Annotated in this window: 15 protein-coding genes; 7 read left to right on the top strand and 8 right to left on the bottom strand. The window is 66.8% G+C overall.

Features of this window, described 5'->3' with window-relative positions:
* Window positions 1–153 precede the first annotated feature (153 nt).
* Window positions 154–576, top strand: coding sequence for an ester cyclase (locus tag ACSFBL_RS06440; RefSeq protein WP_435514909.1), 423 nt, complete (start codon window positions 154–156; stop codon window positions 574–576).
* 11 nt (window positions 577–587) lie between these two features.
* Window positions 588–1,217 (top strand): TetR/AcrR family transcriptional regulator, encoded by a 630-nt coding sequence (locus tag ACSFBL_RS06435; protein WP_435514908.1) that lies wholly within the window; start codon window positions 588–590, stop codon window positions 1,215–1,217.
* A 76-nt stretch (window positions 1,218–1,293) separates the two neighbouring features.
* Here the strand turns inward: ACSFBL_RS06435 and ACSFBL_RS06430 are convergent, their stop codons facing one another.
* The gene (locus ACSFBL_RS06430) at window positions 1,294–2,472 is read right to left on the bottom strand and encodes a restriction endonuclease subunit S (RefSeq protein WP_435514907.1); all 1,179 of its coding nucleotides are present in this window, start codon (window positions 2,470–2,472) and stop codon (window positions 1,294–1,296) included.
* Window positions 2,469–4,136 (bottom strand): HsdM family class I SAM-dependent methyltransferase, encoded by a 1,668-nt coding sequence (locus ACSFBL_RS06425; protein WP_435514906.1) that lies wholly within the window; start codon window positions 4,134–4,136, stop codon window positions 2,469–2,471. Before ACSFBL_RS06425 ends, ACSFBL_RS06430 begins: the two co-directional genes overlap by 4 nt.
* A 134-nt stretch (window positions 4,137–4,270) precedes the next feature.
* Between ACSFBL_RS06425 and ACSFBL_RS06420 the strand changes: the two genes are divergently transcribed.
* Window positions 4,271–5,206, top strand: coding sequence for a M14 family metallopeptidase (locus ACSFBL_RS06420; protein ID WP_435514905.1), 936 nt, complete (start codon window positions 4,271–4,273; stop codon window positions 5,204–5,206).
* A gap of 24 nt (window positions 5,207–5,230) precedes the next feature.
* Here the strand turns inward: ACSFBL_RS06420 and ACSFBL_RS06415 are convergent, their stop codons facing one another.
* On the bottom strand, window positions 5,231–7,033 hold the full coding sequence (locus ACSFBL_RS06415; RefSeq protein WP_435514904.1) for a glutamine--tRNA ligase/YqeY domain fusion protein: 1,803 nt from the start codon (window positions 7,031–7,033) through the stop codon (window positions 5,231–5,233).
* A gap of 134 nt (window positions 7,034–7,167) precedes the next feature.
* Between ACSFBL_RS06415 and ACSFBL_RS06410 the strand changes: the two genes are divergently transcribed.
* Complete coding sequence (locus tag ACSFBL_RS06410) at window positions 7,168–7,506, top strand: hypothetical protein (protein WP_435514903.1); 339 nt, start codon at window positions 7,168–7,170, stop codon at window positions 7,504–7,506.
* 79 nt (window positions 7,507–7,585) lie between these two features.
* On the opposite strand, the gene ACSFBL_RS06405 is transcribed toward ACSFBL_RS06410, so the two are convergent.
* The 5 genes from ACSFBL_RS06405 to ACSFBL_RS06385 are packed head-to-tail and all read right to left on the bottom strand — an operon-like array spanning window position 7,586 to window position 11,348.
* Window positions 7,586–8,419 (bottom strand): LytR/AlgR family response regulator transcription factor, encoded by an 834-nt coding sequence (locus tag ACSFBL_RS06405; protein ID WP_435514902.1) that lies wholly within the window; start codon window positions 8,417–8,419, stop codon window positions 7,586–7,588.
* Entirely contained in the window at window positions 8,416–9,480 is a 1,065-nt protein-coding gene (locus ACSFBL_RS06400) for a sensor histidine kinase (RefSeq protein ID WP_435514901.1), read from the bottom strand. The genes ACSFBL_RS06405 and ACSFBL_RS06400 overlap by 4 nt, the downstream gene beginning before the upstream one ends.
* A gap of 13 nt (window positions 9,481–9,493) precedes the next feature.
* Window positions 9,494–10,528 (bottom strand): alpha/beta hydrolase family protein, encoded by a 1,035-nt coding sequence (locus ACSFBL_RS06395; RefSeq protein ID WP_435514900.1) that lies wholly within the window; start codon window positions 10,526–10,528, stop codon window positions 9,494–9,496.
* Window positions 10,525–10,806, bottom strand: a complete 282-nt coding sequence (locus ACSFBL_RS06390; protein WP_435514899.1) for a 2TM domain-containing protein — start codon at window positions 10,804–10,806, stop codon at window positions 10,525–10,527. The genes ACSFBL_RS06395 and ACSFBL_RS06390 overlap by 4 nt, the downstream gene beginning before the upstream one ends.
* A gap of 23 nt (window positions 10,807–10,829) precedes the next feature.
* Entirely contained in the window at window positions 10,830–11,348 is a 519-nt protein-coding gene (locus tag ACSFBL_RS06385) for a DUF6622 family protein (RefSeq protein WP_435514898.1), read from the bottom strand.
* Between the two features lie 242 nt (window positions 11,349–11,590).
* On the opposite strand from ACSFBL_RS06385, the gene ACSFBL_RS06380 reads away from it, so the two are divergent.
* The 3 genes from ACSFBL_RS06380 to ACSFBL_RS06370 all read left to right on the top strand — a co-directional run bounded on the left by ACSFBL_RS06380 (window position 11,591) and on the right by ACSFBL_RS06370 (window position 19,475).
* Window positions 11,591–12,859 (top strand): efflux RND transporter periplasmic adaptor subunit, encoded by a 1,269-nt coding sequence (locus ACSFBL_RS06380; protein WP_435514897.1) that lies wholly within the window; start codon window positions 11,591–11,593, stop codon window positions 12,857–12,859.
* A 12-nt stretch (window positions 12,860–12,871) separates the two neighbouring features.
* Entirely contained in the window at window positions 12,872–15,985 is a 3,114-nt protein-coding gene (locus tag ACSFBL_RS06375) for an efflux RND transporter permease subunit (RefSeq protein ID WP_435514896.1), read from the top strand.
* A gap of 232 nt (window positions 15,986–16,217) precedes the next feature.
* Window positions 16,218–19,475 carry an efflux RND transporter permease subunit gene (locus ACSFBL_RS06370; protein ID WP_435514895.1) on the top strand — a complete coding sequence of 1,086 codons (3,258 nt, stop codon included), beginning with the start codon at window positions 16,218–16,220 and terminating at the stop codon, window positions 19,473–19,475.
* Window positions 19,476–19,505 lie beyond the last annotated feature (30 nt).

Raw genomic sequence — 19,505 nt, 5'->3', positions numbered from 1 at the left:
CGTCCGAGATGGCCATGGTAGGCCGAAGCCGCAGGGACATAGATTCTCGCAATGAGAACTTTGTACCGAATCGAGATTTAATTCTTGCAATGAGATTTTCGTCTCATTAGAGTTCACAGCATCCCCACCAAGCTACCTCTGGAGGACCTGACCATGGCACTGACCCGCGCCCAAATGGACCGGAAGATCGACGAGCACTTCGACTTCGAGGCCAAGGACGACGTCGAAGGCGTCCTGGCGACGCTCTCGCCCGATGTCGAGCACGACATCGTCGGTTCGCCGACCGGGCCAACGCGCGGGCATGCCGGCGCGCGGCCGTTCTACGAAAGCCTGTTCAGCGACCTGTCGGACAGCAAGGTCGAATGCCTGCGCCGGCTCTACGGCGACGGCTTCCTGGTGGACGAATCGATGTGGCGCGGCAAGGCGCCGGGCCGGCCCTTCGGCCTCGAGGGCAGGGGGCGGCCGCTCGAATTCCGATTGCTGCACGTGGTCGAGTTCGCCGACAGCGGCGACATCCAGCGCGAGAACGTATGGCTCGACCTCGCGTCCATCATCCAGCAGCTGCCGCAGGACTGAGGCCGGACACGATGCACATGCGGACCGGGCAGATTTCCTCCGACAGCAACGGACGCCCCAACCAGCGCAGGCGCACGCGCAAGGACCTGCTGCAGGCCGCGTCGCGCCTGATGAAGCAGGGCCGCAAGCCCAGCCTGGAAGAGATCGCCGAGGAAGCGGCCGTGTCGCGCGCAACGGCCTACCGCTACTTTCCGAACGTGGACGCGCTGCATCGCGAGGCTTCGCTGGACATGGTCGTCCCCGAGCCCGCGGACGTCCTGCAAGGCTTGCAGACGCTGGACCCCGTGTCGCGTTTGGAGCGTGTCGACGGTGCGCTGAGCGACATGATGGCGGCCAACGAGGCGCAGCTGCGGATGATGCTTGCGCATTCGATGGAGAAAGTCGTGCGTGGCGAGCAGGGCGGAGAGCTGCCCGCCCGCCAGAACCGGCGGACGCCGCTCATCGAGGCCGCGCTGGAGCCGACGCGCAACCAGTTCAAGCCGGCAGCATTCAGGAACCTGGGCCACGCGCTCGCCCTGGTCATCGGCACCGAGGCGATGGTGGTCTTCAAGGACGTGCTGCAGCTGGACGATGCGGAGGCCCTGAAGGTCAGGCGCTGGGCCATTCGCGCGTTGGTGGAGGCGGCGAAGAAGCCGGGCTGAAGGGGTTTGCGCGAAGCCTTGAGCCGTATTTCAGTGAAACGGCTCAAAAAATGAGCCGCAAACGCCGATTTGCGGCTCAGCGATAGGTACGCGCGAGCAGGGATTCCAGCGTCGCCTCGGCGCCTTTCAGCATCAGCGCCTCGGTCGCCTGCGCCGCCGCTGTGGCTTCCGCATAGCGTGCGAAACCGATCTGCTTCTCCATCGGGGGCAGCATGACCGGCAGCGACTTCAGGTCCTGCTGGTTGAGGCTCGCCTGGTTGATCGCCCGCTTGGCATGGAGCTGGAAATGCTGTCGCGTCCGGTGGGTCTGCAGCGCCGCGAAGACGTACCGCGGGAGCACGCGTTCGCGGTCGAGGACGAGCCGCATCATGTTCGACTCGAAGACCGTGGGCTCCGCCAGCGCCGGGATCAGCACGCTCTTGCCCAGATGCTCGGGACTGTTGACGCGATTGACGACGATGTCGCCCTCGGCTAGGCCGTAGCGCCGGATCTCGTCCCCGTTCACTTGCAGCCGCTTGATGTGTGCGGGATCGCTGAGTTCTCCATCGCGAAAGCTGTCGATTCGCACAATGGGCGTGCCCGCTCCGTAGGCCGACTTGTGCTTGTACAGGCCGTTCTGCGGATTGAGCTTCAGCAGGCTGCCGAGCGGCACGACCGGCCAGCCCTTCGGATGGGTTGCGGCGTCGCCGAACATGTCGAAGAACAGGGCCGGCACCATCTGTGCCGTCTTCTCGCGAATGTCGTGCCGCAGGCGGATCACGCGTTGCGCGCACAGCAGGACGTCGACGATGCGCCGCTGCGCTTGCAGATCAGGCAACGGCAGCTTCTGGTCGAGGATGCGCGCATCGGACACGGCCGGATACAGCGCACCCGTCGCGAGCTTGCATACGCTGCGGATGAAGCGGTTTGACCTGACGAAGAAGTACAGGTACTCGGGCAGCACGCGTGGCGTCGCCCGCAACACGCAGAAGGCAGTGCTCGCGACTTCGCCGTCGAGCGACTCGGGCACGAGCGCGACTGCATTGAGATTCGGCCGCACGGTCGAGACCAGCACGTCACCGGCGCGCACGATCTTGCGCGCGCGGCTCGGGGCCTCGGCGCCCATCATCGTGCGGGCGCCGACGATGGCCTTTTTCTTGTTGTCGACGGCGGCGACGTCGACGTAGGTGAAGGGGTCATTCGGCCATGCGGACGGGTTCATCGTGCCCGTTTTCGCTTCGACCACCTCCCTGAGCGCCACCCATGGCGCAGTCATCCATTCGCCTCCACAAGCAGCGTTCGGAGCGTTTCCAGCTCCTCCGTGCATTCCAGTTGGAGTGCGATCACCTCTTCGACCAGCTCGAGCGGATTTCGATGCTCGGCCTGCGCCTCGCTCAAGGGCCGGTAGCGGCTGGCCGACAGCCGGTACTCGTTGGCGCGCAGCGTGGGCTTGTCGGCGAACCACCATTTCTCGTTCCACTCGACCTCGGGTTCGCGTGCCTGCCATTGCGCGAGCGATTCATCGCGCTGCGCATAGGCCTTGGCGAGCCGGGGAAGGTCGTCCTCGGCGATGGGCGTGTCGTGGTTGGCATCGCGCGCGTAGCCGTCCTCCTCGACGTGCAGGAAGAGCACGTGCTCGGTCTGACCGCACTTGCGAAAGAACAATACCGAGGTCTTCACGCCCGAATAGGGCTGGAACACGCCGCCCGGCAGGCTCAGCACCGCATCGACCTGGTTGCTCTCCACGAGCTGCTGGCGCAGCGCCTTGTGCGCGGCCGAGGAACCGAACAGGACGCCCTCGGGCACCACGACCGCGGCCCGGCCTTCGGCGCGCAGGCTGTCGAGCATGTACTTGAGGAAGAGCAGTTCGGTGCTGCTGGTGGTGCCGACCCGCACCTCGTCGGCGATGCGTTCCTTGTCGACGCGGCCCGAGAAAGGTGGATTGGCGAGCACCACGTCGAAACCGTCGAACGGCAGGCCCAGCTCGGCTTTCCGCGCGTCGTCGAGCACGGCCGTCAGCACGTTGCGCTGCAGGATGCGAACGTTGGCGAGGCCGCGCAGGGTGAGGTTCATCGTCGCGAGCCGCACCATCTTCGGGTCGACGTCGTTGCCGAAGAAGGTCTTGTTCCGGAGGATGGCGAGGTCGTCCGGCGTCAGCTGGTCGCCCAGGCCGCGCCGCTGGACCTTGCCGTCGACTTCGACCTCCACGATGGCCTCGGGCGACGAATGGGCGAGGCGGATATGGTTGTAGGCGGCCACCAGAAAACCCGCGGTGCCGGCGGCCGGGTCGTAGATGGTTTCGCCGAGGGTCGGGTCGACCATCTCGACGATGCGGCGGACGATGTGGCGCGGCGTGCGGAACTGGCCCAACTCGCCGGCCTGCTTGATCTGCCGCAGCACATGCTCGAACAGGTCGCCCTTGGTGTCGGAGTCCGCGCCGCCCAGCCCGAGGCCGTCCACCAGATGGACGACCTGCGCCAGGACGGTCGGCTCGCTGATGCCGAGGCGCGCGCCGCGCATGAAGTCGTGCGCGCCCGCGGCGCCGATCTCGGCGAAGAAGGCGAACACCTCGTCGCGCACGAAGCTCAGCAGGGCATCGTCGGAGAGTTCTCGGGCCCACGCCGACCAGCGGAAGCGGCTGCGCGGGATGGTCGGTGCGCCCGTTTGGCGGGCGGCTGATGGCAGATTGCCGTCATGGGCGGAAGGGGCCGGGGCGGGCGACGGATGCCTGAGCGTCCACTCGCCGTTGAAGACGCTCGCATACGGCGTCGACAGGGCCTCGGCGCGCGCCTGGTTCTCGTCGTCGATGGTCTCGAGCAGGTAGAAGAAGAACAGGAAGGACAACTGCTCCGCGTTGCTGACGGGGTCGGGATAGCCGCCGCCGAACAGGTAGTCGCGAATCTGGTCGATCGACCGTCGCATTTCAGCGGTCAGTGGCATGGGGACGTGGCTTGGGCGATTCGCATGGTGAGCCCACGAGTCTAAGAGGCAAATCGACGGCCGACGCCCGTTCGCCAGCTGTAGCAAACTTCGGGAACCCGGCCACGCCGACCATCCCACAGAAAAACCGCCCCATGACCCAGACTCCGCCCGACTTGGAAGTCCTCCCGCGCGACATTTCCGCCTACCGCAAGGGCAACACCGGCATCGACTATGTGCATCGCTTCGAGTCGGGACAGCCCGGCCCACACGTGCTGGTCAACGCATTGACCCACGGCAACGAGATCTGCGGCATGGTCGCCGCGACCCATCTGCTGGACACCGGCGTACGCCCGAAGATCGGCACGCTGACCGTGAGCTTCGCGCACGTCGAGGCCTACAACGCGTTCAACGCCGAGAAGCCGTTCGACAACCGCCAGATCGTGCACAACCTCAACCGCGTGTGGTCCGACGAATGGCTGGACGGACCGGAAGACAGCCCCGAACTGCGCCGCGCGCGCGAACTGCGGCCCGTGGTGGCCGCGGCGGACCACATCCTCGACATCCACTCGACCAGCCAGGACGTGGTGCCTTTCTGGGTCTACCCCGCGTTCGATCGCAATGCGAAGGTGGCGCTGGCGATCGGCCTCCCTCCCGTGCATCTGGTGATGCCGAGCGGGCTCGGCTCCGGTACGCCGCTCATCCAGCATGGCCTGCACGCCGGCCCCGATGCGCCAGGCGCTGCGATGGTGGTCGAGTGCGGCCAGCACTTCAAGCAGTCGGCCGCCGATCTCGCGACGGAGGTCACGATGCGATTCCTCGCGAATTTCGGACTGGTCGACAAGGACCCGGCGACGCCCGCGCCCGAAGCGCAGCGCCGGTTCGAGCTGCTGCAGACCCACATGATCCAGTCCGAGGATTTCCGTTTCGTGCGTCCGCTGGTCGGCTTCGAGACCTTCGCGAAGGGCGAACTGATCGCGACCAACGGGCCGGACGAAATCCGCGCGCCGTGCGACGAGTGCACGATCTTCATGCCGGCGCAGCGGGCGATCGTGGGGCGGGAGGCGGTTTATCTGACGAAACCGATCTGAGCGCCTCGATGGGTCAATGGGGGATTACTTCCCCCAGCTGTCCCTCATCCCCGCTGCCCGGTTGAACACCCTTTGACCTGCGTCGCCCTTGCGAGCGTCCAGCACGAAGTAGCCATGGCGCTCGAACTGGAAGGGCGCGCCTTCCGTGGCCGCGGCCAGTGAAGGCTCGACGTAGGCGGTGGTGGTGAGCAGGCTGTCGCGATTGAGTTCGTCGAGCAATTCACCGCTGCCAGGCTGCGGCGCCGCGAAAAGTCGTTCGTAGAGCCGCACCTCCGCCTGCAGCGCATCGGCTGTCGCCACCCAGGAGATGTTGCCCTTGACTTTGATGGCGTCCGCGCCGGGCGTGCCGCTCTTGGTGTCGGGCACGAGCTTCGCCTGCACTTCGACGAGCTTGCCATCCGCGTCCTTGGTGCCGCCGGTGCACTCGATGACGTGTCCGTACTTGAGGCGCACCTTGTTGCCCGGAAACAGCCGGAAGAAGCCCTTGGGCTGCACTTCCTCGTAGTCGGAGCGCTCGATCCACACCTCGCGGCCAAGCTTGAAGTTGCGGCGGCCCATCTCGGGGTGATGCGGATGGATCGGCGCCGAGCAATCGTCCAATACCTCATCACCGCCCATGAGTTCGCCCCAGTTCGTGATCACGAGCTTCACCGGATCGAGCACGGCCATGGCGCGCGGTGCGATCGGGTCCAGCGTGTCGCGGAGGGCTGCTTCGAGGCTCGCGTAGTCGATCCAGCCGCCCGACTTGGTCACGCCCGAGCGTTCGCAGAACAGCTTGAGGGCGTCGGGCGTGTAGCCGCGGCGGCGCAGGCCGGCCAGGGTGGGCATGCGAGGGTCGTCCCAACCATCGACGTGGCCTTCCTCGACCAGCTGGCGCAGCTTGCGCTTGCTGGTGATCACGTGGGTGACGTTGAGGCGCGCGAATTCGTACTGGCGCGGATGCGGCGAGGCGATCAGGCCACCTTCGGCGAGTCGGTCAAGCAGCCAGTCGTAGAAGGGGCGCTGGTCCTCGAATTCGAGCGTGCAGAAGCTGTGGGTGATCTGCTCCAGCGCGTCCTCGATCGGATGCGCGAAGGTGTACATCGGGTAGATGCACCACTTGTCGCCGGTGTTGTGATGCGTCGCACGGCGAATGCGATACAGCGCGGGGTCGCGCATGTTGATGTTGGGGCTCGCCATGTCGATCCTGGCGCGCAGGACGGCGGCGCCGTCTTCCAGCCGGCCGTCGCGCATGGCGCGGAATCGAAGAAGGTTCTCCTCGGGGACGCGGTTGCGGAAGGGGCTGTCGGTGCCGGGGGTGTTGAAGTCGCCGCGGGTGGCCCGGATTTCCTCGGCGCTTTGCTCGTCGACGTAGGCGAGTCCGGCGCTGATCAGGTACTCGGCCGCGCGGTACATGAAGTCGAAATAGTTGCTCGCGAAGTACTCGTGCTCGTTGGGCTCGCCGGGGCTGGCGGGGTTGTCGGCGAGCACGGCGTTGTATCCGAGCCACTTCACGGCATCGCGAATGGCATCGACGTATTCCTGTTCTTCCTTCTCGGGGTTGGTGTCGTCAAATCGCAGGTGGCACACGCCACCGTATTCCTTGGCCAGCTCGAAGTTGAGCCAGATGCTCTTGGCGTGGCCGATGTGCAGGTAGCCGTTGGGCTCGGGCGGAAAGCGCATGCGCACTTTGGCGGGATCCTGCATGCCCTGGGCGTGATGAGCGGCGTCGCCCGGTGTGCCGCCCCATCTGCGGCTGGAATAGATGCCCTGTTCGAGGTCGCTTTCGATGACGTGGCGCAGGAAATTGCTTGGCTTGGCGGTGTCGTTGTCTGCAGGGGAAGTCATCCGCTCATTCTAGGTGGCGCTCCGGAGGCGTTACGTTTGGCAACTTTCTTCACCAAGCGGCGTACACCGGGTTGACACTTGCCGCGTTCAATACAGACAAGGCGGCCAACACCCGCCCTTCAGGAGAATCCAATATGAGCCTCACACGTTCCACTCTTTTCAAATGGGCTGCCGCCGGAGCGGTCGCAGCGGGCGCACTTTTTGCCTCTGCTGCGGCCAGCGCTGGCAATGTGGCCTGGTCGGTCGGGGTCAATGTCCCTGGCATCGCGGTCGGCGTGGGAGCGCCCGTCTATGCACCGGCACCTGTCTACTACCCGCCGGCGCCTGTGTACTATGCGCCGCCGCCTGTGTACTACCGTCCGGCACCGGTTTATTACGGCCCGCCGCGTGCGTACTACGGCCCCTCGCGTGGTTACTATCGCCCGGCCCCGGGCTACTACCATTCGAACGCCTATCGCGGAAACTGGCGCTGAGTTGATCTGAATAACTGCTGTCACACGACGAAACCGGCCCCTCCGAGGGCCGGTTTTTTTATGGGCGTCGACTTTGTTCTTACATCGCGCGGAAGAGGTGCGCGTAAAGCCGGCTGACCGGGATTTTCTCCGCGCGGCCGCGCAAGGTCAGGTGTTGCTTGCCGGCTTCGTCGCGGTGTACGGCCTCGATCGCGTCGCTCCTAACGACCACCGCGCGGTGGACCTGCCAGAAGACGTTGCCGTCGAGTTGCGGCAACAGTTGCTTCAACGGTGTCCGAATCAGGTATTCGCTCGTGGCGGTCAGAACGCGAACGTACTTGTCGGCCGCTTCGAAGTACTGCACCTCGTCGATCGGCACCATCCGCACGCTGTTGCCCGATGACCCGGCCTCGCTGGCGGCGATGAGCTTGAGCGGCCCGTTCGCGCCGGCCGACGGAGCGCCTTCGCCCGCCGCCGCCAGGACCTTGCGCCACTGCGCAAGCGTGCTCGCAAGGGCATCGTCGGCAGGCAACGACGGCGAGGCGCGCGTTTCCAGCACCTGCCGCAAGCGGCTCACGGTACGCCGAAGGCGATCGGGCTGTACCGGCTTCAGCACGTAGTCGATGGCCTGCGCATCGAAGGCGCGGGCGGCGTATTCGTCGTAGGCCGTCACGAAGACCAGTTGCGGCATCGGCGCTTCGTCGGCCGGCCAGGCGTCGGCCAGTTCGGCGGCGACGCCCAGTCCGTCGAGCCCCGGCATGCGGATGTCGAGGAACAGCACCTGCGGCAATTGGTCGAGCGCCTCGCGCACGGCGCTGTGGCCATCGCCCACGCTCGCGACGATCTGCAATTCGGGCCAGGCGGCTGCGAGCTCGGCACGCAGGGCCTGGGCCAGCAACGGTTCGTCTTCGGCGATGAGGGCGGTCGGCTTCATGTCGGCAAGGGAAAGGTGATGGTGGCGCAGGTGCCGCCGGTGGCGAGCGGGGTCATGGTCATGGTGCTCTTCGCGCCGTAGACGGTGGCGAGCCGCTCCCGCACCTGGGCCACGCCGAAGCCGCCGGCTTCCGAGGGCGCCGGTGCGTTGCCGATGCCGACGCCGGTGTCGCTCACGTCGATCGCGAGCTGCGCGCCTACGCGCCGGGCGCGCACCACAATTTCGCCGCCGTCCACCTGCGGCTCCAGGCCATGGCGAATGCTGTTTTCCACCAGCGGCTGCAACATCAGCGGCGGCACCAGCACGTCGCGGAGCTCGTCGGGCAGGTCCAGCGTGTAGCGCAGGCGGTCCCCCATGCGCACCGACATCAGTTCGAGGTAGTCGCCGAGCCGGTCGAATTCGGCCGCGAGCGGATGGGCCAGGGCACGCGATCCGCCTAGCGTCACGCGCAGGTAGCTGTTGAGGCGGTCGAGCATGGCGACGGCTCGCGGCGGGTCGGTCGTGATCAACACGCGCAGGTTGGCTAGCGTGTTGAAGAGCATGTGCGGCTCGAGCTGGGTTTCGAGCAGCTTGAGGCGCGCATCCGCGGCGTCGCGCTGGGCGAGGGCAATGGCGCCTTCGAGGTACTTGCTCTTGCCGCGGCTGTAATAGAAATAGCAGATCGCGATGCCGGCCACGGCGGTGATGACCAGTGTCGACGCGAACTTGTGCGGCGCGAAGGTCCAGAACTCGAGCAGGGGCGCGCCGGTCCACGCATCGCCGATCGCGTTGCCGCCCAGGAATCCGGCCGTGATCCCGACCAGCACCAGCACCACGCCCTTGGCACCGTTCGGCCACATCTTCTTGGGATCGGGACTCATCATCAGTCGCCCGATGTCGACGACGAGCCAACTGATCAGCCCGATCGACAGCGAGTAGACGAACTGTGGCACCAAGGCGCCGCGCCCGGAGATGGCGAGCGCGACTGCAATGAACGAGGAGAAAAGCGCCGTCGTCAGCGCATGGCGCAGCAAGTCCACGCCGTTCTCGCGCGTCATGTTGCGCCTGAAGGTGGCGATCACGAAAGCTCTCCGGTCATGGCAACAGATTCTGGACGAAGAAATCGCGCATGGCGGCATACACGCCGTCGAGTGTGCGCCGGTCGAAGCCGGGTGGGTCGTTGAGCAGCCGGGCCGCGCGCGGCGGCAGGCCGGGTGGCATGGGCGAAAGGATCGAGCCATGGCCGGCTTCGGTCATGTCGGCAATCAGCACGCAGCCGGTGCAAGTGGCGCGCACGGCGTCGATGTGCCAGCGCGGCTTGAGCCAGGCGTCCTGCCCTGCGCGCACCAGGCCGAGCGGAATGCGGGGCGCTGACAGGGTGGCCATGTCGATCGTCGCCGCCATCGGCACAGCGGCCACCGCGGCGGCAATGCGCGGATCGGTCCACGCTTCGAGCGCGGTGTCGTTGTCGAACTTGAAGTGAATCAACCGGCGGGCCACGCCCATGCGCAGCGCGTCGAGCGGACCGCCCGTGAGTTCCGTGCTGAGCCCGACGCAGGTCGGGAAGTCCTCCGCGAGATGGGCCTCGCAATGACGGGCCAGCAGCGCTGGGGACCATTGCGCACCGGCCAGCGTCAGGGCGGTGAGACCGCCGGCCGACATGCCGTAGACGCCGACCCGCTTCAGGTCGAGCAGCGGCGCAAAACGCGGATCGGCCGCCATCGCGTCGATGGCCTGGCTCACCTCGTGCGGTCGGTGCCGCCAGGAGGCGGGGCCCACCGCGCTGTGATCGTGCCAATTGTCGCCAGCGTGCTCCGGCACGGCGACGGTGAAGCCGGCCGACACCAGGACCTGCGCCAGGTCGACATGCTCCCACGGCGATCCGCCCGAGCCATGCGAGATGAAGATCAGGCGGCGGTTGCCGTCAGCCGGTGCGGCGTCGACCGCAAGGTTGAAGCTGTAAGGACCGCGCCGTATCGGCGCGGCGGGTGCCGCCGTCGGATAGAAGACCGTCACAGGCCCGGAATCCGGCGGTGCCGCCAGCACGGCGAGTCCGGTGGCGGACTGGGCGGCCGAAGCCAGTAGGCAGCCTACGGCCACTACCAGGCGGCACCAGGCCGAGGCGCTCACCACGGGTCCCCCTTGGCGCCGGCGAGCTTGGCACGTTCGTGCGCCACCATCCGCTCCAGCAGGTTGCCGCCCGGAGCGAACAGCCACACGGCGAGGCCGTGGAGCGTCAGTCCGAGCCCCCAGCCAAGGGCCGGATAGATCGCCCAGCGATGCCCGCTGGACAGCGACAGCGCGATCAGCATCAGGTTGACTGCCAGGTAAGCGGCGGCATGGATGAACCAGCCGATCTTGACCGCGGCGCGGCGGCGGGCGAGACGGTCGATGTCGTGAGTGGTCATGGCGATGCTCCTTCGGTGTGGTTTCAGACGGCCAGCGCGGCGCGATCGGCCTGGATCGCAAGGCGCCACAGGCGGACCGCGCGGCCCATGAAGATCCCGCTGAAGGCGCCATAGAGCGCGCTCACGCCGACAGCGAACGTTGTCTGATGCGCGATTTCCGGGTGCATGGCGAGCATCGCGCCGAAGACGTACTTTGTGAAGAAGATGCCCATCATCAGCAGCATCGGGATGGCGCTTCCTGCGACGTGGAACCGGCGCGATGCCGCGTCATAGCGCGTGGTGGCCGGCAAGGCACGCTGCAGCACGAGGCCGAGTACGGAGGAGCCCGCGGCAGCCCAGGCCAGCAGGGCCATCGGCGAGTCGCCGAACGCGGAGGCAACGCCATAGACCGACAGGCCGGTCATGCCGACGGACATCAGCGTCACCCGGGTCAGGCTCACGCTGCGTGTCAGCAGTTGCTTTGCGCCCAGCCAGAGCAAGGTCGCGAAGAGAGCGAAGACCCACTTGGGGGTATGGGCGAGGATCTGGGTCAGCATCAGCATGAAGTTCTCCGTGCGGGTTCGAGTGAATCGATGGGCGAACTGTGCCGATCGCGCCCGATGCCCGCCACGGTCGTGCGACGAACTGCCTTTGGGCGGCGCCAGTTGCATTCCGTCGTCGCCAGACGCAGACAGCAATGTTGGCTTTACCGAGGCTTTACGGTTGGAAGGGGCTGGGCGCTACGATTCGGCGCTCCACTACGGACCTGCTGCCGGCACGTCCAACTCCTACGCGTAACTCTCCGATGTCGTCTCCCATTCCCGAGCCCACCCCGTCCGCCCACCCCGCCCCCCGGGCTCCCTCGCGCCGGCGCCGCTGGCTGGGCAGCCTGCTGGCGCTGCTGGTGGTGATCGGGCTGGCGTGGGGCGCCTGGTACCTGATCAAGCGCTCGGGAGAACCGGCCGGGGGCCGGGGCAATTTCGGCGGCGCGAGTTCCACCGTGGGCCATGCCACGGCGCGCCAGGCCGATCTGCCGATCGTCATCGACGCGCTGGGCACGGTGACGCCGCTCGCCACCATCACGCTGCGCCCCCAGGTCGGGGGCGTGCTGACGGAGGTGCTCTACACCGAAGGCCAGTCGGTGACCAAGGGCCAGCTCCTGGCACGCATCGACCCGCGCCCCTACGAGCAGGCATTGATGCAGGCCCAAGGCACCCGCGTGCGCGACGAAGCCTCGCTCGAGGCGGCACGGGTCACGCTGTCGCGCTACCGGACCTTGCTGACCCAGGACTCGATCGCCCGGCAGGACGTCGACACGCAGGCGGCCCTGGTCAAGCAGCTCGAAGGCACGGTGATCACCGATCGGGCCGCCGAAGCCGCGGCCAAGCTGAACCTCGACTACACGCGCGTGACCGCGCCGGTGACGGGCCGCATCGGCCTGCGCACCGTCGACCCCGGCAACACGGTCACCGCCAATGCGACGACCGGCATTGCCGTGATCACGCAGATGAACCCCATCGACGTGCAGTTCTCCGTGCCCCAGGACCGCGTGCCCGACATCCAGGCCCAGCTCGCCAAGGGCGAGCCGCTGGTCGTCAAGGCGCTCGACCGTGTGCGCAGTGCGACGCTGGACACCGGCGTCTTCTCCACGCTCGACAACGTGATCGACACCAGCACCGGCACCGTGCGAGCCAAAGCGCGCTTCGCGAACAACGGCACGCCGCTGTTCCCCAACCAGTTCGTCAACGTGCAGATGACCTTGCGCACGATCGAGGCCATCGTCGTGCCCGTGACGGCGGTGCGCACCGGCCCCAACGGCAATTTCGTGTATGTCGTCAACGAAGACCGAACGGTTTCGATGCGCACGGTGAAGCGCGGCGAATCAACCGTCGACGTGATTGCGATCGTCGACGGGCTTAAGCCCGGCGAGGACGTGGTGACCGAAGGCGGCGACCGCCTGAAGGACGGCGCCCGCGTGCTGCTCCAGGGCGACAACCCCGCCGCACAGCGCCCGGCGAACGGCCCGCGCACACCGCGCCCCGAAGGCAGCAGGCGCCAGCGTCCCCCGCAGTGAGGGGGTGAGCGCATGAGCCCGTCGAAGCCATTCATCGAGCGGCCCGTCGCCACGGCCCTGCTCATGCTCGCGATCGTGCTCGCGGGCATGGTCGGATTCCGGTTCCTGCCGCTGGCGGCGCTGCCGCAGGTCGACTACCCGACCATCCAGGTTCAGACGCTGTACCCCGGCGCCAGCCCCGAGGTGATGAGCCGCACCGTGACCGCGCCGCTGGAGCGCCAGTTCGGCCAGATGGCCGGGCTCGACCGCATGAGTTCGACCAGCGCCACGGGCGTGTCGATCGTCACGCTGCAATTCGCGCTCGACCAGACGCTCGACGTGGCCGAGCAGCAGGTGCAGGCGGCCATCAATGCCGGCGGCTCGCTGCTGCCGGCGGACCTGCCGGCGCCGCCCGTCTATGCCAAGGTGAATCCGGCGGATGCGCCGATCCTCACGCTGGCGGTCAGTTCCGAAACCATGCCGCTGACCGAGGTGCAGAACCTCGTGAACACACGGCTCGCGCAAAAGATCAGCCAGGTCGGTGGCGTGGGCCTGGTCTCGCTTTCGGGCGGCCAGCGGCCGGCGGTGCGCATCCAGGCCAACACCAACGCGCTCGCGTCGGTCGGGATCGGCCTCGACACGTTGCGCACTGCGATCGCCGCGGCCAACGCCAATAGCGCGAAGGGCAGCTTCGACGGGCCGAAGCGCGCGTACACCATCAACGCCAACGACCAGCTCGTGACGGCGGCCGACTACAAGAACCTCATCGTCGCGTGGAAGAACGGCGCGCCGGTGCGCATGACCGACGTGGCGCGCGTCATCGACGGCGCGGAGAACACGCAGCTCGGCGCGTGGGCTGCCGTGAATTCGAACGCGAAGGCCGACGAGCAGGACGGCAAGCTGTACCCCGCGATCATCCTGAACGTGCAGCGCCAGCCGGGCGCGAACGTGATCGGCACGGTCGATGCCATCAAGAAGCAGTTGCCCGAGCTGGAGGCCTCGCTGCCGGGCTCGCTGAAGGTCGAGGTACTGAGCGATCGCACGACCGGCATCCGCGCATCGGTGAGCCACGTGCAGCTCGAACTGGCGCTGGCGGTGGTGCTGGTGGTGCTGGTGATCTTCTTCTTCCTGCACAGCGTGCGCGCGACCATCATCGCCAGCATCGCGGTGCCGATCTCGCTGATCGGCACCTTCGGACTCATGTACCTGCTGGGCTACAGCCTCAACAACCTGAGCCTGATGGCGCTGACGATCGCGACCGGCTTCGTGGTGGACGACGCGATCGTGATGATCGAGAACATCGCCCGCTACCTGGAGAAGGGCGAGCCGCCGTTCCAGGCCGCCCTGAAGGGGGCGACGCAGATCGGCTTCACCATCATCTCGCTGACGGTGTCGCTGATCGCGGTGCTGATTCCGCTGCTCTTCATGGGCGACGTGGTGGGGCGGCTGTTCCGCGAGTTCGCGGTGACGCTGGCGATCACGATCCTGATCTCCGCGGTGGTCTCGCTGACGCTGGTGCCGATGATGTCGGCGCGCTGGCTCAAGCCGGAGGCCGAGGAGGGCGGGCGCTTCGGTGCGAGCGTGCAGCGCTTCTTCGACCGCGTGATCGCGCGCTACGACATCTGGCTGCAATGGGTGTTCCGCCACCAGTCGCTGACGCTGCTCGTGGCGCTGCTGACGCTGGTGTTGACGGTGCTGATGTATGTCTTCATTCCCAAGGGCCTGTTTCCGACGCAGGACACGGGTCAGCTCAAGGCACGGATCGAGGCGGCGCAGGAGGTGTCGTATGTGCGCATGGCCGAACTGCAGCAGTCGGCGGCCAACGCGATCCTTGCCGATCCGGACGTGCAGAGCCTGAGTTCGGTGGTGGGCGTGGATGCGGCCAACAACACGGCGTTGAATACGGGCAGCATGCTCATCAATCTCCGCAAGAGTCACGATGCGCAGAGCGTGGTGATGCAGCGGTTGCGCGATCGGGTGCGCAACGACGTGGCGGGCGTGACGCTGTACCTGCAGCCGACGCAGGATCTGACCATCGATGCCGAGACGGGGCCGACGGAGTTCCGTGTGTCGCTGGAAGGCGTCGACACGACCACGGTGAACACGTGGGCCCGCAAGCTGGTGGAGCGCCTGCGCAGCGTGCCGCAAGTGCGCAATGCGACGACGGATGCGGGTGCGCAGGGGTTGGCGGCTTATGTGGACATCGACCGCAACACGGCGTCGCGCCTGTCGGTGACGGCGAGTTCGGTGGACGATGCGCTCTACAGCGCGTTCGGTCAGCGGATCGTTTCGACGATCTTCACGGAAACCAACCAGTACCGGGTGATCCTGGAGGCGCAGCGCGAGTCGCTGGCGTCGCCGGAGGGGTTGGGCAATCTCCAGTTGCGCACGGGCGCGGGGACGGCGACGCCGTTGTCTTCGCTGGCCACGGTCCGGGAGCAATACGCGCCCTTGCAGGTCACGCGCGTAGCGCAGTACCCGGCGGCGACGGTGGGCTTCGATACGGCGCCGGACGTGGCATTGGGCAAGTCGGTCGCGGCGATCCGGGCGGCGGCGAAGGACATCGCGATGCCGGCGAGCGTGAGCATGACCTTCCTCGGCGCGGCGGGGGCTTACGAGAAGTCGTTGACGAATCAGCTCTGGCTGATCCTGGCGGCCGTGGTGTGCGTGTACATCGTGCTCGGGGTGCTGTACGAGAGCTACATCCATCCGTTGACGATTCTGTCGACGCTGCCTTCGGCGGGTGTCGGCGCGTTGCTGGCGCTGATGGTGACGGGCAATGACCTGGGGGTGATCGGCATCATCGGGATCATCCTGCTGATCGGCATCGTGAAGAAGAACGCGATCATGATGATCGACTTCGCGATCGATGCCGAGCGGCAGCAGGGGAAGGCGCCGCTGGAGGCGATTCACCAGGCTGCGCTGTTGCGGTTCCGGCCGATCCTGATGACGACGCTGGCGGCCTTGTTTGCTGCGTTGCCCCTGATGTTCGGATGGGGGGAAGGGGCGGAGCTTCGGCGTCCGCTGGGTCTCGCGATCTTTGGTGGGCTTGTTGTGAGCCAGGTGTTGACGCTGTTCACTACGCCTGTGATCTATCTGGCATTTGATCGGATGGGGCAGAGGTTTGGGCGGAAGGCGGTTGCGTGACTTGCTTTCCTTACCCTGGTGACGGGCGCCCGGCAGGCGGTGCGGCCTGGGCGACCCCGCTGCGCCGGCCCTTCGGGCTGCCCTGCAGTGCTCGCCTCAGGCGGGGGCCGCGCAAACTCGCTTCGCTCAAACACGCGCGACCCTTTTTCCGCCTGAGGCTGCGCGCTTCGGCGGCGCAGAGGGGTCGCCCAGGCCGCACCGCCTGCCGGGCTCTGTGGGTGAAGGGGGCGCTGTGAATCTCTCCAAGCCCTTTGTCGAGAGGCCTATTGCCACGGTGCTGTTGACCATCGGCATTGCGCTTGCGGGGATCGTTGCGTTCTTCGTGCTGCCGGTTTCGCCGCTGCCGCAGGTCGACTTCCCGACCATCTCCGTGCAGGCCAGTCTGGCGGGCGCGAGTCCGAGCACGATGGCGTCGAGCGTCGCGACGCCTCTGGAGCGACGGCTGGGGATCATTCCCGGTGTCAACGAACTCACGTCGACGAGTTCCAACGGGTCGGCGCGTGTCACGCTTCAGTTCGACCTGAGCCGCAACATCGACAGCGCCGCGCGCGAAGTGCAGGCTGCCATCAATGCCGCGCGCGTCGATCTGCCGGCCACGCTGCGCAGCAATCCGACCTACCGGAAACGCAATCCCACGGCGGCGCCGGTGATCATCCTGGCATTGACTTCCAAGACTCGCACGCCGGGTCAGATCTACGAAGCGGTGTCGAACATCGTCAGCCAGCGACTGTCGCAGGTCGAGGGTGTGGGCGAAGTGGAGATCGGTGGCGGTTCATTGCCGGCGGTGCGGGTCGAACTGGAGCCCTTCGCGCTGAACAAGCTGGGCATCAGCACGGAGGACGTGCGTGCGGCCATCCAGGCCAACAACGCCAACCGGCCGAAGGGCGCGATCGAAAGCGCGGATCGCAAGCTGCAGATCTACACGCCCGCACCGGGCCGGCGCGCTGCCGACTACCGCGACCTGGTGATAGCGTGGCGCAACGACGCCGCGGTGCGCCTGGGTGACGTGGCGCGCGTGGTCGACGGTGTCGAGAACACGCGCACGCTGGGGCTGTTCAACGGCGAGCCTTCGGTCATCGTGCTGGTCACGCAATCGCCGGGCGCCAACATCATCGAGACCGTCGATGGCGTTCGCAAGCTGCTGCCGGAGCTGCGGGAGCAATTGCCGCAGGACATCGAGATCCAGGTGGCTTCCGACCGGACCAATTCCATCCGCGCCTCGCTGCATGAGATCGAGGTCACGCTGATGATCTCGGTGGCGCTCGTCGTGCTGGTGGTGGGCCTGTTCCTGCGCAAGGCGCGCGCCACCATCGTGCCGGCGGTGGCGACGGTGGTCTCGCTGCTCGGTACCTTCGGGGTGATGCACCTGCTGGGCTACAGCCTCAACAACCTGAGTCTGATGGCACTCACGGTTGCCACGGGCTTCGTGGTGGACGACGCGATCGTCGTGCTGGAGAACACCACGCGCCACGTCGAGGCGGGCATGAACCGTGTCGAGGCCGCCTTGCGCGGCGCGCGCGAGGTCGGGTTCACGGTGCTGTCGATCAGCCTCTCGCTGGTGGCGGTGTTCATTCCGCTGCTGTTCATGGGCGGGCAGGTGGGGCGGCTGTTCCGCGAATTCGCGGTGACGCTCTCGGCGTCGGTGCTGATTTCGCTGGTGATCTCGCTCACGACGACGCCGATGCTGTGCGCCATGCTCCTGCGCAGCGAGGCGGAAGAGGGCGGGAAGAAGCCGGGGCGGGTGCGCGGCTGGTTCATCCGCCAGTCGGAGCGGGCCTGGAACGGCACGCTGCGCGCCTATGCCCACAGCCTGGATTGGGCGCTCGCGAGCAAGGGCGTGGTGGTGGTCGTGCTGCTGGCGGTGATCGGGCTCAATGTCTATCTCTTCAACGCCATTCCGAAAGGCTACTTCCCGCAGCAGGACAACGGGCAGCTCAATGCCGGCCTGCGGGCCGACCAGAGCATCTCGTCGGCGGCCGTCGCCGACAAGCTGCGGCAGGCGGTGGACATCATCCGCAAGGACCCGGCCGTCGATACGGTGGTGGGCTTCTCCGGCGGTGGGCGTGCGGGCGGCGGCTTCATGTTCGTCAACCTCAAGCCGGTGTCCGAGCGCGACGTGAAGACGCAGGCCGTCATCGACCGGCTGCGCCCGCAGCTCAACCAGCTCACGGGGCTGCGCGTGTTCCTCAGTCCGGTGCAGGACCTGCGCATGGGCGGTCGCTCCAGCAACTCGACCTATCAGTACACGCTCAAGAGCGACAACCTCGCCGATCTGCGCGCCTGGTCGACCAAGCTGGCGGATCGCCTGCGCCAGGAGACCACGCTGACCGACGTCGACAGCGACGATGCCGACAACGGTGTCGAGACTTTCGTCGATGTCGATCGCAATGCCGCGGCGCGTCTCGGCGTGACGTCGAGCGCGGTGGACAACGCGCTCTACAACGCGTACGGCCAGCGCTCGGTGGCGACCATCTACGACGAGCTCAACCAGTACTCGGTGATCATGGAGTGGTCGCCCCGCTTCCAGCGCTCGCCGAATGCGCTGCGGGACCTGTACGTGCCTTCGACGCTGACCACGGCCACCACCGCGACGGGCGATGCGATCACGACCTCGCTCGAAGACAACAAGGACGCCACGACGGGCACGTCGACCACCATCTCCGCCAACCCGGCCTTGCGCACGGCCTCGACAGGGCAGCAGATCGCGACGGACACCACGCTGATGGTGCCGCTGTCAGGCTTCGCGAAGTTCAGCGAACGCGCGGTGCCGACCTCCATCGACCACCAGGACACCGAGCTTGCCAGCACGGTCTCGTTCAGCCTGGCCGATGGCGTGAGCCTGTCGGACGCCAAGCGCGTCGTCGCGCAGGCCGAAGCCGACATCGCGATGCCGGTCAACGTGCGCGGCAGCTTCCAGGGCACGGCGCTCGCGGCCCAGCAGTCGCAGGGGCAGCAGTGGTTCCTGATCGTCGCGGCGTTGGTGGTGATCTACATCGTGCTCGGCGTGTTGTACGAGAGCCTCATCCACCCGATCACGGTGCTGACCACGCTGCCTTCGGCCGGGGTCGGCGCGGTGCTGGCGCTGCTGCTGTTCCGCATGGAGTTCTCCATCATTGCGTTGATCGGGGTGTTCCTGCTGATCGGCATCGTGAAGAAGAATGCCATCCTGATCATCGACTTCGCGCTGGAGGCCGAGCGCGCACGCGGGCTCACTGCCGTGGAGGCCGTGCGCGAGGCCTGCCTGCTGCGCTTCCGGCCGATCCTGATGACCACGCTGGCGGCCGCGCTCGGCGCGTTGCCGCTCGCGATCGGATTCGGCCTGGGCGCGGAACTGCGGCAGCCGCTGGGCGTCGCGATCATCGGCGGCCTGATCGCGAGCCAGCTGCTGACGCTGCTGACCACGCCGGTCGTCTACGTGCTGCTCGACAAGCTGCGCCGGCGCCCCGCCAATGAGAAATTCCTGAGCCGCGCGGCCGACGCCTCCGCATGAAGGCCGCGACAGAGCACCCGACAACATGAT

This window comes from Variovorax glacialis, from assembly GCF_051216375.1.
Classification (GTDB): Bacteria; Pseudomonadota; Gammaproteobacteria; order Burkholderiales; family Burkholderiaceae_C; genus Variovorax.
Note: the sequence above shows the minus strand (reverse complement) of the source record. Positions and strands in the feature narration are given on the sequence as shown.